The sequence below is a fragment of the Zobellella taiwanensis genome, from assembly GCF_003012795.1.
Taxonomy (GTDB): Bacteria; Pseudomonadota; Gammaproteobacteria; order Enterobacterales; family Aeromonadaceae; genus Oceanimonas; species Oceanimonas taiwanensis.
Window position 1 is genome coordinate 1 of sequence record NZ_PXYH01000037.1, and the last position, 16,045, is coordinate 16,045.

At 65.2% G+C, this 16,045-nt stretch carries 16 protein-coding genes; 9 read left to right on the forward strand and 7 right to left on the reverse strand.

All coding sequences use genetic code 11. From position 1 onward, the window contains the following. The 7 genes from C7I36_RS16645 to C7I36_RS16675 all read left to right on the forward strand — a co-directional run. On the forward strand, positions 1–560 hold a 560-nt coding region (locus C7I36_RS16645), incomplete at its 5' end, for a molybdopterin oxidoreductase family protein (RefSeq protein WP_281258165.1). A 13-nt stretch (positions 561–573) separates the two neighbouring features. Then, entirely contained in the window at positions 574–1,365 is a 792-nt protein-coding gene (fdhD, locus tag C7I36_RS16650) for a formate dehydrogenase accessory sulfurtransferase FdhD (protein ID WP_106454803.1), read from the forward strand. A 119-nt stretch (positions 1,366–1,484) separates the two neighbouring features. Next, positions 1,485–2,360, forward strand: a complete 876-nt coding sequence (locus tag C7I36_RS16655) for a DMT family transporter (protein ID WP_219899683.1) — start codon at positions 1,485–1,487, stop codon at positions 2,358–2,360. Between the two features lie 236 nt (positions 2,361–2,596). Beyond that, positions 2,597–3,730 carry an ABC transporter substrate-binding protein gene (locus C7I36_RS16660; protein ID WP_106454805.1) on the forward strand — a complete coding sequence of 378 codons (1,134 nt, stop codon included), beginning with the start codon at positions 2,597–2,599 and terminating at the stop codon, positions 3,728–3,730. Next, positions 3,720–4,781 (forward strand): FecCD family ABC transporter permease, encoded by a 1,062-nt coding sequence (locus C7I36_RS16665; RefSeq protein WP_106454806.1) that lies wholly within the window; start codon positions 3,720–3,722, stop codon positions 4,779–4,781. The genes C7I36_RS16660 and C7I36_RS16665 overlap by 11 nt, the downstream gene beginning before the upstream one ends. After that, positions 4,775–5,560 (forward strand): ABC transporter ATP-binding protein, encoded by a 786-nt coding sequence (locus tag C7I36_RS16670; RefSeq protein ID WP_106454807.1) that lies wholly within the window; start codon positions 4,775–4,777, stop codon positions 5,558–5,560. Before C7I36_RS16665 ends, C7I36_RS16670 begins: the two co-directional genes overlap by 7 nt. Before the next feature lie 103 nt (positions 5,561–5,663). Next, the gene (locus tag C7I36_RS16675) at positions 5,664–6,908 is read left to right on the forward strand and encodes an MFS transporter (RefSeq protein WP_106454808.1); all 1,245 of its coding nucleotides are present in this window, start codon (positions 5,664–5,666) and stop codon (positions 6,906–6,908) included. An 84-nt stretch (positions 6,909–6,992) separates the two neighbouring features. Here the strand turns inward: C7I36_RS16675 and C7I36_RS17585 are convergent, their stop codons facing one another. The 3 genes from C7I36_RS17585 to C7I36_RS16685 are packed head-to-tail and all read right to left on the reverse strand — an operon-like array spanning position 6,993 to position 8,511. Continuing rightward, positions 6,993–7,409, reverse strand: a complete 417-nt coding sequence (locus C7I36_RS17585) for a hypothetical protein (RefSeq protein WP_219899684.1) — start codon at positions 7,407–7,409, stop codon at positions 6,993–6,995. A gap of 6 nt (positions 7,410–7,415) precedes the next feature. Further along, positions 7,416–7,772 (reverse strand): adenine nucleotide alpha hydrolase family protein, encoded by a 357-nt coding sequence (locus C7I36_RS17590; protein ID WP_219899685.1) that lies wholly within the window; start codon positions 7,770–7,772, stop codon positions 7,416–7,418. Continuing rightward, the gene (locus C7I36_RS16685) at positions 7,762–8,511 is read right to left on the reverse strand and encodes an FAD-binding protein (protein WP_245880153.1); all 750 of its coding nucleotides are present in this window, start codon (positions 8,509–8,511) and stop codon (positions 7,762–7,764) included. The genes C7I36_RS17590 and C7I36_RS16685 overlap by 11 nt, the downstream gene beginning before the upstream one ends. A gap of 96 nt (positions 8,512–8,607) precedes the next feature. Between C7I36_RS16685 and C7I36_RS16690 the strand changes: the two genes are divergently transcribed. After that, the gene (locus tag C7I36_RS16690; protein ID WP_106454809.1) at positions 8,608–9,714 is read left to right on the forward strand and encodes an FAD-binding oxidoreductase; all 1,107 of its coding nucleotides are present in this window, start codon (positions 8,608–8,610) and stop codon (positions 9,712–9,714) included. A 133-nt stretch (positions 9,715–9,847) separates the two neighbouring features. Here C7I36_RS16690 and C7I36_RS16695 read toward each other — a convergent pair whose 3' ends face one another. Both C7I36_RS16695 and C7I36_RS16700 read right to left on the reverse strand, forming a co-directional pair. Next, a complete protein-coding gene (locus C7I36_RS16695) occupies positions 9,848–10,324 on the reverse strand; it encodes a Spy/CpxP family protein refolding chaperone (protein ID WP_146137354.1) in 477 nt (158 codons plus the stop codon). Positions 10,325–10,428: 104 nt separating this feature from the next. Then, positions 10,429–11,247 carry a glycine betaine ABC transporter substrate-binding protein gene (locus C7I36_RS16700; protein ID WP_106454811.1) on the reverse strand — a complete coding sequence of 273 codons (819 nt, stop codon included), beginning with the start codon at positions 11,245–11,247 and terminating at the stop codon, positions 10,429–10,431. A gap of 167 nt (positions 11,248–11,414) precedes the next feature. Between C7I36_RS16700 and C7I36_RS18005 the strand changes: the two genes are divergently transcribed. Beyond that, entirely contained in the window at positions 11,415–12,080 is a 666-nt protein-coding gene (locus C7I36_RS18005; RefSeq protein WP_219899686.1) for a hypothetical protein, read from the forward strand. A 49-nt stretch (positions 12,081–12,129) separates the two neighbouring features. On the opposite strand, the gene C7I36_RS16710 is transcribed toward C7I36_RS18005, so the two are convergent. Beyond that, entirely contained in the window at positions 12,130–14,193 is a 2,064-nt protein-coding gene (locus C7I36_RS16710; RefSeq protein ID WP_106454812.1) for a BCCT family transporter, read from the reverse strand. Positions 14,194–14,362: 169 nt separating this feature from the next. After that, positions 14,363–15,808, reverse strand: coding sequence for an NAD-dependent succinate-semialdehyde dehydrogenase (locus C7I36_RS16715; protein ID WP_106454813.1), 1,446 nt, complete (start codon positions 15,806–15,808; stop codon positions 14,363–14,365). Between the last annotated feature and the right edge of the window lie 237 nt (positions 15,809–16,045).

Sequence of the window (16,045 nt, forward strand, 5' to 3'; positions counted from 1 at the left end):
GCAGCATCCAGTGGCCCTGCAACGCCGAGCACCCCGACGGAACCCCGGTGATGCACGAAGAGCAGTTCCCCATCGGCCGGGCGCGGATGGTGGTGACCGAGTTCATCCCCACCACCGAGCAGGTGAGCGAGCGCTACCCGCTGCTGCTGACCACGGGGAGGATCCTCAGCCAGTACAACGTGGGGGCCCAGACCCGGCGCACCGACAACAACGTGTGGCACGGCGAGGACGTACTGGAAATCCATCCCTACGACGCCGCCGCCCGCGGTATCGAGGACGGCCAGCCAGTGAGCATCGACAGCCGCACCGGGCGTACCGTGCTGCGGGCGCAGCACAGCACCCGCATGCAGCCGGGGGTGGTGTACACCACCTTCCACTTCCCGCACAGCGGGGCCAACGTGATCACTACCGACAACTCGGACTGGGCCACCAACTGCCCGGAATACAAGGTGACGGCGGTGCAGGTGACGGCCGAGGCGCCCCAGGCGCTGTCGGACTGGCAACAACGCTTCTACGACTTTACCCGGGAGCAGTTGGCCTTTGCCCGGCATGGAGACTGAGGAGGACGAGCCCATGGCACAGCCCAAACCCAAGACCTCGGCTCCCGAACCCGGCCTGGTGGAAGTGGGCGTAGGCCGTCTCAGCGGCGGCCAGGGCCAGGACTGGGTGGCGGAAGAGGTGCCGGTGGCCCTGGTGTACAACGGCATCTCCCACGCGGTGATGATGGCGAGCCCCCTGGATCTGGAGGACTTTGCCCTGGGGTTCAGCCTGACCGAGGGCATCGTCGAGCGGCCGGGGCAGATCTACGGGGTGGAGGTCAACGCCGACCCCAAGGGTCTGCGGCTGGAGATAGAGCTGGCCGCCGAGTGTTTCTTCCGGCTCAAGGCCCGGCGGCGCAGCCTGAGTGGCCGCACCGGCTGCGGCCTATGCGGCACCGAATCCCTGGCCGAGGCGGTGGCGCCGGTGTGCGCCGTCAGCCCGGGTCCGGTGCCGGCGCGGGCCGTCATCGACCGCGCCTTTGCCGGACTCCGCCACCGGCAGCCGCTCCATTACCAGAGCGGCGCCACCCATGCGGCGGCGGGGTTCGACGCAGAGGGAAACCTGCTGGCGGCGCGGGAAGACGTGGGCCGGCACAACGCGCTCGACAAGCTGGTGGGCGCCCTGGCGCGCGTCCAGGTCACACCGGCCTTCGTCATCGTCACCAGTCGGGCCAGCTATGAAATGGTGCACAAGTGCGCCGTGCTCGGCGCCGCCACCCTGGTGGCGGTGTCGGCCCCCACCTCGCTCGCCATCGAGCAGGCCCGCGCCGCCGGGCTCAACCTTATCGGCTTCGCCCGCCAGGGCGACGGCGTTCGGTATTACTGAAACCGGCCATCGCCAAACCACAGAGCAAGGTCGCATTTGTTACATTGGTAGCCGATAGGGGAACAGTACCCCCCGGCACCTGACGTCATGCTATAGGCCCGCCCACTGTCGGAGCCATTATGACGCCTTATCTGAAAGGTACCTTGCTAACCCTGAGTGGTGTTGCCGTGCTCAGCCTGGATGCCCTGCTTATCCGGCTGATTAACGCCGATCCATGGACTTTGCTCTTCTGGCGAGGGCTGCTGCTGAGTGCCTGCCTGGGCTGGCTGTGCCGCCGGCAACAGCGAGCACCCCGACGCCTGCGGTGGGGCTCGGCCCTGTGCTATGCATGCACCACTATTACCTTTGTCTTGGCCATTCGGCTGACCAGCGTGGCCAACACCCTGATCATCATGAGCGTGGCTCCCTTACTCAGCGCCCTGCTCAGCCGGGTCTGGCTGGGCGAAAAAACCGCACCGGCCACCTGGCTGGCCATGTTATTGTGCAGCGTAGGATTGGCACTGGTCATGTCGGCCGGTAGTCAGAGCAGCCTGACGGGCGATATCTCTGCCCTGCTGTGTGCTACCAGCATGGCTGTAAAACTGGTGCTGGACCGGGCCGCGCGGCCGGTCAGCATGGCGCCATCCCTGGTGCCCGCCGGCCTGCTCATTGCAATAGTGGCCCTGAGCCAGGCACCTACCCTGCAACTCCCCGCCCACGATATGCTCTGGATGGCCCTGCTTGGCCTGGGAGTCGTCCCCCTGGCCTATCTGCTGATAAGCCAGGGACCCCGTTACCTGCCAGCAGCCGAAGTGGGCCTGCTGATGCTGTTGGAAATGTTGCTGGGTCCCTTGTGGGTATGGCTGGTGCTGGCCGAAGCACCTGCAGCCGCGGCCTGGCCAGGCGGCAGTATTATTCTGGCTGCCCTGTTGCTGCAGCGCTGCACCGCAATCCGCAAACCTGTCCTGGCATCCTTGTCAACCCATAAATACAAGAACATAAATAACTGCTCTTGATGGTACAGCAGTAGCTGCCGTCACCGAGCAAATCGCACAAGCTGTGCCCGAATTCCCTCCTTTTATTGCTCTATTCGCCTCCCGGCAGCTCAAGGCCCTGTAAGTAGGACCGGGCTGCCAAACCCTGTCGGTATTCGCGGGTAAGTGTATGAGGATAGTGTTCACATAAATACCCATTTACAAAATGAGAATTGTTTGTAGTATCATCTGCATCCTAATAATCAAACGAGAATACCATGCAGCGTAGCCCCCTTCTGACCAAGGCACTCACCGCCGCCGCGGCCCTCTGGTCGCTGGCCTTGTCCGCCGAAACCATTACCGTCACCGACATCGCCAACCGCCAGGTGGAGGTCGAGGTGCCGGTGCAGCGCGTCATCCTGGGCGAAGGCCGCCAGGTTTACCTCACCGCCGTGCTCGACCGGGAAAACCCCTTCCAGCGCATCGTCGGCTGGCGGGATGACTTCGCCAGCGCCGATCCGGACAACTACGCCGCCTACCTGGAAAAATTCCCCGAAATGGCCGAGATCCCCACCTTCGGTGGCTTCAAGGACGGCACCTTCGACGTGGAGCAGGCGGTGTCGCTCAACCCCGATGTCATCATCATGAACATCGAGTCCAAGCAGGCCACCGAAGACGCCAAATACATCGAGAAACTGGCCGCCGCCGGCATCCCCCTGGTGTACGTGGATTTTCGCGAGCACCCCTTCACCCACACCGAGCCCAGCCTGCGCCTTTACGGCCAGCTGTTCGGCGAAGAGGAAAAGGCCGAGGAATTCATCGCCTGGCGCGCCGCCGAAATCGCCAGGGTGACCGAGGTGCTCGAGCAGCATCAACCCACTCGGCCCCAGGTGTTCATCGACCGGGCCGGCGGCTACTCGGAAGAGTGCTGCATGAGCTTTGGCGACGACAACTTCGGCAAGTTCGTGACCCTGGCCGGCGGCGAGAACATCGCCAAAGACATCATTCCCGCCACCTTCGGCAACCTCAACCCGGAGCAGATCATCGCCTCCAACCCCGACCACGTCATCGTCACCGGCGGCATGTGGGAAGCCTATGTGCCCGGCGGCGGCTGGGTGGGCGTGGGTCCGGGCCAGGACGAAGCCGAGGCCCGGCGCAAGCTCGAGGCACTGACCCATCGTCCGGCCATGACCGGCATCGCGGCGGTACAACACCGACAAATGCACGCCATCTGGCACCAGTTCTACAACAGCCCCTACCAGTTCGTGGGCATCCAGCAGATGGCCAAGTGGCTGCACCCCGAGCTGTTCGCCGAACTCGACCCGGAGGCCACCTTCAAGGAGCTGCACCAGCGCTTCCTGCCCGTCGACTACCGTCCCGGCTATTGGGTATCGCTGACCGATGCAGAGTAACGCCCTGACCCCGGCCGCCGGCAGCGGCCGTTACAAGGCCATCGTCTGGCGGCGGCAGCTGATCCTGCTGGGGCTGACCGCCGCGCTGCTGCTCAGCCTGTGCGCCGACCTGGCCCTGGGCCCGGCCCGCTACGGGCTGGGCGAGGTGGTGCGGGCGCTGTTCCTGCCCGACTCGGTGCCGCTGCAGGTGCGGGTGGTGCTGTGGGAAATCCGCATGCCGATCGCACTGATGGCGGTGGTGGTGGGCGCGGCGCTGGCGGTGGCCGGCGCCCAGATGCAGACCATCCTCAACAACCCGCTGGCCAGCCCCTTCACCCTGGGCATTTCCGCCGCCGCCAGCTTCGGCGCGGCCCTGGCCCTGGCCTTCGGAGTGGCCTTTATCCCGGCGGCCATCGCCTGGATGGTGCCGCTCAACGCCTTTATCATGGCCATGCTGGCAGCCCTGCTTATTCACCTGCTCAGCGCCCGGCGCGGCATGACGGTCAACAGCATAGTGCTGCTCGGCATCGCCCTGGTGTTCACCTTCAACGCCCTGCTGGCGCTGGTGCAGTTTTTCGCCTCGACCGAGGCCCTGTCGGCGGTGGTGTTCTGGACCATGGGCAGCCTCAGCAAGGCCACCTGGCCGAAGCTGGCCATCACCACCCTGGCGCTGGTGCTGGTGCTGCCGGTGTTCGTCCGCCGGGCCTGGGCCCTGACCGCCCTGCGCCTGGGCGAAGACAAGGCGGCGAGCTTCGGCGTCAGGGTCGGCCGGCTGCGGCTGGAGACCCTGCTGCTGGTAAGCCTGCTGGCGGCCATTCCGGTGTCCTTCGTCGGCACCATCGGCTTTATCGGCCTGGTCGGGCCCCATATCGCGCGCATGATCATCGGCGAGGATCAACGCTTCTTCCTGCCGGCCTCGGCCCTGGCCGGGGCGCTGATCCTCTCGGTCAGCTCGGTGGTGAGCAAGTCGCTGGTAAGCGGCACCATCTTCCCCATCGGCGTGGTGACCTCGCTTATCGGCATTCCCTTCTTCGTTTCCCTTATCCTGTCCCAGACGAGGCGCTCATGGTAAGCATCCGGCTCGAGGCACTCGGTGCCCGCTACGGCAAACAGCTGCTGCTGCAGGGCATTTCCACCCCCACCTTCAAGGCGGGCGAGGTGGTGGCCATCATCGGCCCCAACGCCGCCGGCAAGTCCACCCTGTTCAAGCGCATCAGCGGCCTGATCGACGGCCCCGGCCGGGTGCACGTGGAAGGCCTGCGGCCGGAAGGCGGCGGCATCAGCTACATGCCGCAAGACAGCGCCGCCAGCGCCGCGCTCAGCGTGTACGAGTCGGTGCTGCTGGCCTGCAAGCAGGGCGGCGGCTGGCGCGTGAGCGAGGCGGAGCTGGCCCGCATCGACCAGACCCTGGCGGCGCTCGGCATCACTTCCCTCGCCTTTCGCCACCTCGGCGAGCTCTCGGGCGGCCAGCGCCAGCTGGTCAGCCTGGCCCAGGTGCTGGTGCGCGAGCCGGACATCGTGCTGATGGACGAGCCCACCTCGGCGCTGGATCTGTCGCGCCAGGTGGAGGTGCTCGGCCACATGAAAGACCTGGCGCGGGAAAAGGGCATGCTGGTGCTGGTGACGCTGCACGATCTCAACCACGTGCTGCGCTTTTGCGACCAGGCGCTGGTGATCGCCGGCGGCCGCCAGGTGGCTTGCGGCCCCACCGCCGACATCGTCACCCCGGCGCTGCTGCGCGACACCTACCAGGTGGAAGCGCGGGTAGAGTCCTGCTCCCGCGGCTTCGGCCATGTGATCGTGGACGATATCGCCAGCCAGGGCCGCACCTTTGCCCTGGCGGCCGGCTAGGCCGCGACTTCCTCCAGCCCTGAGTTCGTCTCCCCCGCGAAGGCGGGGGACCATGGCTTAACACGCAACCCCAGTGCCCGTCCGGCACCGCTTGGATAATCACGTGACCACAACCCACTACCGCCAGAGCTGGCGGATGCTGAGCCCGGCGGCCCGCCTGCTGGTGTGCAACGGCCTGTTCTTCAACCTCGCCTTCTACATGACCCTGCCCTACCTGGCCTTTCACCTGGGCAGCACCCTGGGGTTGACCGGCTGGGCCAGCGGCCTGGTGATGGGCATGCGGGTGTTCAGCCAGCAGGGCCTGTTCCTGCTGGGCGGCGCCCTGGGCGACCGGCTGGGCTACCGGCCCGCCATCGTGCTGGGCTGCCTGGTTCGCAGCCTGGGCTTTGCCCTGCTCGGCTGGGCCGGGGATCTGCCGCTGCTGCTGCTGGCCGCCTTTCTCACCGGCTTTGCCGGTGCCCTCTTCACCCCCTGCGCCCAGGCCTACCTGGCGTCGGAATGCCTGGACGGCCGCCAGCGCCAACAGGCCTTTGCCCTGCACAACCTGGCCAGCCAGCTCGGGCTGCTGCTGGGCCCCCTGGCCGGCATGCTGCTCACCGACATCGACTTTATGGTGACAGGCCTGGTGTCCGGCGGCATCTTCCTGCTGCTGACCGCCCTGCAGTGGCGGATGCTGCCCCCCAGCCCCCGGAATGTGCGGGAGCGGCCGCCCGCCTGGGGCGAACAATGGCGGGATTTAATCGGCAACGGCCCCTTCCTGCGCTTTACCCTGACGGCCGCCGCCTACCAGCTGCTGTTCCACCAGCTGTACCTGGCTGTGCCTGCCTACATCAACAGCCAGCAGCAGGCCACCGGGCTGCTAAGCGGCGTGTTCACCCTCACCGCCATCATCGGCGTGGTGCTGCAACTGCCCGCCAGCCAGCTGGTGCAGCGCCGCCTGGGCGTGGCCCGGGGCATGGGGCTGGGCCTGGGGCTGATGGGTATGAGCTACCTCGCCCTGCCCTGGCTGCAGCCCTGGCCGGTGGCCGCCAGCCTGACGCAGGCGGCCTGCCTGTCGCTGGGCTCCATCCTCTGCTTTCCGCTCTTTGCCGCACACCTGCCCCACTACGCCGGCAACCGGCCGTTGGGCGGCTATTACGGCTTTTACGCCAGCCTGGGCGGTTGCGTGGCCCTGCTCGGCAACGTGCTGATCGGCGCCCTGCTGGGGGATGCGGCGGCAACCCCGCCCGCCGCCATCTGGTACGGCCTGGCGCTGTGCGGCCTGGTAGCGGGCTGGGCCCTGTACCGGCAACTGCGCAAGGAAGAAAAACAGGGTAACCCAGCACACAGAGAAAGCATCGAGTGTTGATGGACTTCCATTTTCATAAGAGATGAGAAAATAAAAACGCCGGCTTCCGCCGGCGTGGTTATGTTGTCTTCCCCAAGACAAGTGTTATTTGCGCAGTACGCCCTCTTCCACCAGCAGGTCGTAAATGGCCTGGGCGGCGGCCTGGGGGTCGTTGCGGATGATCTGCCCCTTGCCGCCCTGAGCCTTGGCGGTGGCCTGCTTGAAGCGGTCGGCGGCGGTTTTGGCCCGGGCCACCTTCAGCCGTTTGGGCCGGGATCTGGCGTCCTGCCACTGCCAGCCGGCACTGTCCACATCGGGCCTGGGCGCCACCGGTTGCTGCTCGCTGATGGCCCCCCGCCGTGCTTTGGCAAAGGCCAACTGGCGCGGGCTGGCGGCGGCTTCGTCCACGCTGGCCACCAGCGGCAGGCGGGTCGTAATGCGCCAGCGCTGGCCCCGGGACAGGGCCTGCAGCAGGGTGACCTCCTCACCCTCAATCGACTCAATGGCGGCAATGCCGGTCACCAGGGGCTAGCCCAGGTGCTCGGCCAGCAAGTAGGGCAGCATGCCCGAGCCTTCGCCCTGCTCGGCGTGAATGCCGGTCAGCAGCAAGTCGGGCTGCTGCTCTTCCAGGTAGGGCGCCAGCACCGCCAGAGCGTCGTCGTCCGGACCCTGGCGCAGCACCGTCAGCCGCTCCAGGCCCATGCCCAGGTAATCCTGCAACGCCGGCCGGGTCGGATCGCCGGCGTGGATGGCTTCCAGCTCGCCGCCCAGGGCAAAGGCCAGCTCCAGGGCGCAGGCGTCCTGCAGGGCACGACGGGCACGGCCCGATACCGGGTGGCGGCCTTCACTCACCAGCACCGCAATCGTCAACTGTTCAGGCTGCATTACTCACCTCCCGGGCCGGTTGTTCCTCTGCCAGCGCCATCAGCGCCGCCAGTATTTCATGGCTGTCGCCAATGGCGCTCAAGCTTGCTCGTTTTACCATGTCGCAGTCGGCGTCCTGGTTGATGGCCACCACCTTCTCCACCTTGCCCAGGCCCTGCAAATGCTGCACGGCGCCGGAAATGCCCACGGCAATATACACCCGGGCACTCACCCAGGTGCCGGTGGCACCCACCTGGCGGCTGCGCGGCATAAAGCCGTCGTCCACCGCCACCCGGCCCCGGTCCTGTACCCGGGCGGCCGGCAGGCTGCCCGGCTCAAAGCTCACCGGCTGCGCCTCGTAGCGATATTCGGTACAGGGCATGGCGCATTCTTCCAGCGGCAGCAGCACCCGGCACAGGGGACGCGTCACGTCCTGATGGCCTGCCCCGCTGCGGGCAATCAACTGCTCGCCTTCCCACTTCCATACGCCGGTGGCAGGCCGTTCGCCCAGGGCCACCGCCAGCCGCCGGCCCAGCTCGGCAGACTCGCCGGCATCGGGGAACAGCCAGTGCAGCGGCTGAAAGTCGCTGTCTGCCTGCAGGCACAGTTCGGTCCAGGCTTCCGGCTGGTAGCCCTCGACTCCGTCCAGTTGCAGCAGCCGGTCCACGCCCGCTTCCTCAATGCTTTCCTTCAGCTCGCCGCACACCAGCCCCGACGCGGCCTGAGGCCAGGCCCCACGCAGGGTGAACGGATATATCAATGTCGCTTTCAGGCAATTCCGTCGCCCCGTTCTCATCAAGAATGAAGCCACTCAATGACAGCAGGTCATTCACTCAACGCGCCTCGGAGAACTGCGATGAATCAGGACTTCCTATCCCCCATCAATACCCAGACCTGGAGCAATGGCCGCCATCCGGTGCGTTGTGTACGCGTGATCCAGGAAACCTGGGACGTACGCACCTTCTGCTTCAGCGCAGAAAGCCCGCTGCTGTTTTTCTTCAAACCCGGTCAGTTCGTGACCCTGGAGCTGGAGATTGGCGAGCAGACGGTGATGCGCAGCTACACCATCGCCTCCTCGCCTTCCGTGCCCTACAGCTTTTCCATTACCGTGAAGCGGGTGCCCGGCGGCGTGGTGTCCAACTGGCTGCACGACAACCTGAAAGAAGGCGACGCCCTGGCGGTGCACGGCCCGGTGGGCAATTTCAACTGCATCGATTTTCCCAACGACAAGGTGCTGCTGCTGTCCGGCGGCGTGGGCATCACCCCGGTGATGTCGATGCTGCGCTGGTGGTTCGACACCAATGCCGAGGTGGACATTCAGTTTGTGCACAGCGCCCGCACGCCCAAGGATCTGGTGTTTTACCGCGAGCTGCAGCACATGGACTCGCGACTGAATAATATTCATCTGAGCCTGATCTGCGAGCGCACCGATATCGGCGAAACCTGGAGCGGTTACCGGGGATTTTTGAACAGTGCCATGTTGAGCCTGATTGCCCCCGACTTTATGACGCGGGAAATCTTCTGCTGCGGCCCCGCTCCCTACATGAAGGCGGTGCGCAACCTGCTGCAACAGGCCGGTTTCGACATGGACCGCTACCACGAGGAAAGCTTCGGTGCCACCCCGGTGGAGATCATCGAGGACGTGGAACAACTCGCCCAGGAAGCCTCGGATCTGGCGGAACAGCTGGAGCGTACCGAAGATCGCCTGAAGGTTTCCTTCTTGGAAAGTGATTTGCAGGCCAGCATTCTGCCCGGGGAAACCCTGCACAGCGCCGCAGCCCAGGTGGGTCTGCACATTCCCAAGGCCTGCGGCATGGGCATCTGCGGCACCTGCAAGGTAAAGGTAACCAAAGGCGAAGTCGCCATGGAACACAACGGCGGCATCACCGAGGACGACATCGCCGACGGCTATGTGCTGAGTTGCTGCAGCGTACCCAGCGGCAATGTGGAGATCGCGTTTTGAGTTAACGGACTACTTGGTCGAGGGGATCTTGCCAGATCCGCCCGTTTTGCCCGGCACCCAATGCAGGTGCCGGGCTTTTTTGTCGTGGCCCTTGTCCCCGCTTCGCCGGGGCGGGCAAAGCGGGCCGGGCGAATTAACGGGGGCCGACAATGGCCCTGATTTTCTCCTGAGTATCGAGGCGTTGTTCCAGCATTTTGAGGTGGATTTCGCTCATCTTGCGGTGCAGATCCAGGATGGCGGCCTTGTCCGGCTCGCCGCCCGACATCATGGCGCCGACATGCAGGCTGTGCAATTCCTGCATTTGTTGCCACTGGGCCTGGTGCAGCTCCTGTTGCAGGGCGGCGATTTGCTGACGCTGTTCGTCGTTCAGCTCGGCCCCGGCGCCCCAGCCGGGCGACATGCCCATCAGGCCGCAGGGCATGCCACCCATGCCATAACCCATTCCCATGCCGGGCCCACCCATACCATAGCCCATGCCATACCCCATACCGGGTACGCCCATGCCATAGCCCATGCCAGGTCCGCCCATACCACCCTGAGCCAGGACGGGGGCGGTCGCCAGCCCCAGGGTTAGCAACAGGGCCGAAGCCAGTGTTCTGCGTGTATTCATCCTTGTATCCTCCGGCAATCACAGCCGCGGCCCGCCACCAATGGCGGCCGCTCCTTTCAGCCTAGACCCGGGTCCGGCTTGCCACCATGACCCAGGTCAAGCGGCTAATCGGCGGGAACCGGGTTCAGTCGCAGCCATTTGTTGGCGGCCAGGGCATAGTTGCGTTCGGGGCCGGCCAGGGCCAACAGTTCGTTCAGTTGCGCCTCGGACCAGCGCAGGCGGCGCAGCACTTCCACCGCCGCCGGGGCCTGTTCTTCCAGCCCGCGGCGGATCAGGGTGTGGGGGCGTTCGGACCGGGGAAAATGGCCGGCCTCGTCCGCCAGCCATTTCAGGCCCTCCCCGGCCATCACACTGCCGGGCGACCAGGCGGCAATCACCACCGGCAGCTGCTGCTCAATGGCGGTGTCCACCAAGTGCCGGTAGGCCTCGCCGGAGCCGGACAGCAGCTGGTATTCGTCCAGCCGGTAGCGGGCCAGGGCCTGCTCGGCCAGTACCATGATGCCGTGGCCGGGCATCATGCCGACAATCTTGTTGTCGCCGTAGCCGGAGCCGGACAGCTCATCGACCCGGCTCGGCTCGGCGGATGCCGGCACCGCCAGCCCCAGCCGCAGCGGCGGACCGTTGGGGCCCAGGTCGTGCAGCCGGTCGAAAAAGCGCGTGGCATGGGCGCGGCTGCCGTCCGGCAGCCAGGGAGAAAGGCTGGCGTCGGCCTCCCCCGCCGCCAGCCGGGCCCAAATCTGTCCCGGGCTGACCACCTCCACGGTTACCGCATAGCCGGCCCGTTCCAGCTCGGCGCGGGCCAGCTGGCTGGTGGCCAGCGCCAGATCCCAGTCGCCGCTCAGCAGGCGAATATGTTTTTGTTCGGCCGGCGAGCAGGCCAGCAGCAGGGCGGCCAGCAGTACGGACAGCCAGTGTTTGCTCATGTTGGAACCTCTGTGGTTGACGGCGTGGGCCGAGCATTATTTTTTCGTGCCCCCGGCTCTTTTCGGTGCAACTTGTGCTAATTTGCGCCGGCCCGCCAGCGGCGCCGAAAACGGTCCTCTGCCCTGGGTAAACCCTTGTCGAAGCCTATTTTATATCGGATTTTCAGATGCGTCTGTTAACCCTGCTCAAAGCCACCCTGCTTTCCCTCAGCCTCAGCGCCTGCGTCGCTCCCCTGCTCGCCATGGGCCCGGGGCAACTGATGTGGGCCCTGCTCAAGCCCATGGTCGGGCTGGATCCCAACGCCACCAACCTGTTCGAGCAGCCGGTGATTAAAACCCGGATGACCGGCCTGCTCGGCCCCCACTACGACACCACCGTCGGCTTGCTGCGCACCGCCAGCGAGCTGCAACAGGAAGGGCCGCTGTTCTACCTGATGTCCCGCACCCCCGGCCAGGAGCTGGCCGACAAGGCTGGCCTGGTATGGAATGCCGACACCAACCAGATGGCGGTGCTGCTGAACACCGACAACCAGACCCGGGTGTTCAGCGAATCCCATACCGGCCGGGCGGCGGTGTGGCCCCAGGCCATGCAGGGATGGCTGACCCAGGCAGCACCGCCCACCCCGGTGGCCCTGCCGGTGGCCGAGCCGGCGCCGGCCGCTCCCCAGGCCCAGCCGCTGCAAGAAGAGCTGGAGGCGACCCGGGCGCGCCTGGCCGAGGCGGAGCAAAAACTGAAAGCGCTCGAACAGCCGGCGCCAACCCCCGCTCCCGCCGGGTCCCTGTCCGGCGATGCGGCGGAGGCGGCGATGGAAGCCCTGCTCGGCACGCCCTGAACGGAAAAATGGCGCTGAATACAGCGCCATTTTTTATCGCAATTCCGGCTCAGGCCGGCTTGTCGTCCGCCGGCCTGGCCTCGTCATGCTTGAGATCATCATCGTGCTCTTCCATCTTCCAGGGCAGAATGCCCGGAGAGATGTGCAGGAAGTGCAGGTATTTCTCGAACTGGTCGAGGATATCGCTGATGATGTCCTGCTGATCGTAGCCGTAGACATCATAGGACTGGCCGCCCCGGCGCAGGAACACCTCGGCCCGGTAGTAGTGATCGTCGCCGTCCAGATCCCGCCCGGTTTCCGGAAAGGCGAAGTCGGGCATGGCATAGCCGCGTAGCCGGATTTCGTAGATGAACTCCAGCTTGCCCTCCTGAAATACCTCGAAGCGGGCCCGGCAATTGGGCTCGTCGAACACCACTTCCGCTACCCAGCCCTGCTGCTCCAGCTCCTGCTCTACCCGCTGCATCGCCTGGAAGGAGGTGGTACGGATAAAGGTTTCCACCGCCGCGCGGGGAGGAAAGTCGACCAGGTTGGCCAGCCGTTTTTTCCAGAAGCCGGGGCCGGCCTTGGTCTGGCGCATCTGCATGTGCTGTTGCAGGCTGACCTCGTGGTGGCCCTCGATGATCAAGGCGCGCCACATGCCGATGGCGGCGATCAGCATGATGATGGCAAACGGCAGGGCACTGACGATGGAAGCGGTCTGCAGCGCCCCCAGGCCACCCGCCAGCAGCAGGGCGGCGGCAACGATGCCTTCGGTCGAGGCCCAGAACACCCGCTGCCAGGCCGGGGTATGCTGGGCGCCGCCGGAGGCGAGGGAGTCGATCACCAGGGAGCCGGAGTCGGACGAGGTGACGAAGAAGGTGATGATCAGGATGACGGTGATAAAGGACACGATGGAGGTCAGCGGCAGCCGCTCGAACAGCTTGAACAGGGCGATGGCGTGATCTGCCTGCACCTCGTCGATCAGGGCGGTGTAGCCTTCCACCATGATCAGGTGCAGGGCGGTGTCGCCGAACACCGAAAACCACAAAAAGGTGAAAATGGTCGGCACTACCATGACCCCCACCACAAACTGGCGGATGGTGCGGCCCCGGCTGATCTTGGCGATAAAGAGGCCGACGAAGGGCGCCCAGGCGATGGTCCAGCCGAAGATGAACAGGGTCCAGTTGCCGATCCAGTCGCTGGCGGTGTAGGCCTGCAGGTTGAAGGTGCGCTCCACTATGTTGCTCAGGTAGCTGCCGGTATTCTGCATAAAGGTGTTGAGGATAAAGATGGTCGGCCCCACCGCGAACACGAACAACATCAAGGATATGGCCAGCACCATATTGAGGATAGACAACCGCTTCACCCCCTTGTCCATGCCCGCCACCACCGACAGTATGGCCAGGCCGGTAATGGCGATGATGGCGATGATCTGCACCGTGGTGTTGACCGGTATCTGCGGCCACAGGTAGTTGAGACCGGCGTTGATCTGGGCCACCGACAGCCCCAGGGTGGTGGCAATGCCGAACAGGGTGCCGAGGATGGCGAAGATATCCACCACATGGCCCATAGGGCCGTGGATTTTCTCGCCGATAATGGGATACAGGGTGGAGCGCATCGACAGCGGCAGGCCGTGGCGAAAGGCGAAATAGGCCAGTGCCAGGCCCACCAGGCCGTAAATGGCCCAGATGTGAAAGCCCCAGTGGAAAAAGGCAATCTGCATCGCCTGCTTGGCTGCGTCCACCGTCAGCGCCGGACCTTCCGGCGGCGCGGCGTAGTGCAGTACCGGCTCGGCGACCCCGAAAAACAACAGGGCAATGCCGTAACCGGCGGAAAACAGCATGGCGAACCAGGCGGGAAAACTGTATTCGGGCTCGGCGTGATCCGGCCCCAGCTTGATGTTGCCCCAGCGGGTAAAGGCGATGGAGACGATAAACACCAGGAAGATGGCCACCGACAGCATGTAGAACCAGCCGAAGCTGCGGGTGATGTAGGCCAGGGTGGCGGAGAAGATGTCGCCGGCCAGCTGCGGGTTGCTCATGGTGCCGATCACCATCAGCGCGATGACGATCACCGCCGGAATGAAAACGGGGATCAGCACGGTGGAAGACGGGGGGGATTTGTCCGGGGTCATGGCCGGGCCTCCTGCATAATGGCTCCAGGGTTGCGTCAAATTCGGTTCATTCGAATCTAGTTTAACGCAAAATCATGACGATTCCGTGCCGGGGCCGGCCAAGTGCACACAAAACCGGCACAGGCCGCCCCGTCTTGCTCCCGTCCGCGCCGCCCCGGACGGCACGGATTCAGCTCAGGTTGCCCAGGTTCACGTACTTGATTTCCAGAAACTCGTCGAGGCCTATCTGGCTGCCTTCCCGACCCAGACCCGACTCCTTGACCCCGCCAAAGGGCGCCACCTCGTTGGAAATAATACCCTCGTTCACCCCCACCATGCCCGACTCCAGGGCTTCCGACACCCGGAATACCCGGTTCAGATCCCGCGTATAGAAATAGGCAGCCAGGCCAAAGGGCGTGTCGTTGGCGCGTTTCACCGCCTCGGCTTCATCGCGGAAACGGAAGCAGGCCGCCACCGGGCCAAAGGTTTCTTCCCGGGCCAGCAGCATCTGCTCATGGGCGTCGGCGATCACCGTGGGCTGGTAGAAGGTCCCCCCCAGGGCATGGCGGGCACCGCCGCACACCAGCCGGCCGCCTTTGGCCAGGGCATCGGCCACGTGCTCTTCCACCTTGTCGAGCGCCGCCTGCGTGATCAGCGGCCCCTGCTGGGCGCCCTCCACCCGGCCTTCGGCCACTTTGAGCGCCGTGGCCGCCTCGGCCAGGCGAGAGACAAACGCCTCGTAAATACCGTCCTGCACGTAAAAGCGGTTCACGCACACGCAGGTCTGGCCGGTATTGCGAAACTTGGAGGCCATGGCCCCGGCCACGGCGGCATTGAGATCCGCGTCGTCAAACACGATAAAGGGCGCATTGCCGCCCAGCTCCAGCGACAGCTTTTTCACCGTGCCGGCGGCCTGGGCCATCAGCTTCTTGCCGATGCCGGTGGAGCCGGTGAACGACAGCTTGCGCACGGCCGGGCTTTGCATCAGGGCCTCGCCGATGGGGCCGGAGTCTCCCGATACCAGGTTCAGCACCCCCGCCGGCAGGCCGGCCCGCTCCGCCAGCACCGCCAGGGCATTGGCGCACAGGGGCGTTACGCTGGAGGACTTGACCACGGCGGTGCAACCGGCGGCAATGGCCGGGCCCACCTTGCGGGTGATCATGGCCAGGGGAAAGTTCCAGGGCGTAATGGCGGCGACCACGCCCACCGGTTGCTTGATCACCCATAACCGGTTTTCCCGCCTGGGGCTGGGAATGGTATCGCCGCCGGCCCGCTTGGCCTCTTCCCCGAACCACTCCAGAAAGCTGGCAGCATAGGCGACCTCGCCCTTGGCCTCGGCCAGGGGCTTACCCTGCTCCAGCACCATCAACTCGGCGAGCTCGTCCTGATGCTCCAGCATCAGATCGCTCCAGCGGCGCAGCACGGCGGTGCGCTCCTTGGGCGTGGTATGGCGCCAGTCTTCAAAGGCGACGGCAGCGGCGGCAATGGCCTGCTCGGTCTCGGCGCCGCCACAGCGGGCCACCCGCGCCAATACCTCGCCACTGGCCGGATTGACGACATCATAGTGATCCTGGGTTTCCCGCCACTGGCCGTTGCAGTACCAGCCGGTTTGCCACAGGGGATTGTTGCTGTCCATCTTGGGCCTCCTTTGCGGGCGGCAACCGCCCGTCTCATGTGGATACAGTGCCGAGTATAGGCACAAGCAGAAGCCTGGGCCGGGACCCGTGGCCGCTTTTGGCTGCGGCCAATATCGAGTAGGGTGAGGCGTTACCGCCTCATCCCTCTCACAGAACCGTACATACGGGCCACGTATACGGCTCATGCCATTAACTTACCCCGAACTCGGGGACAGTGATGCCGGTTTTGACCTTCG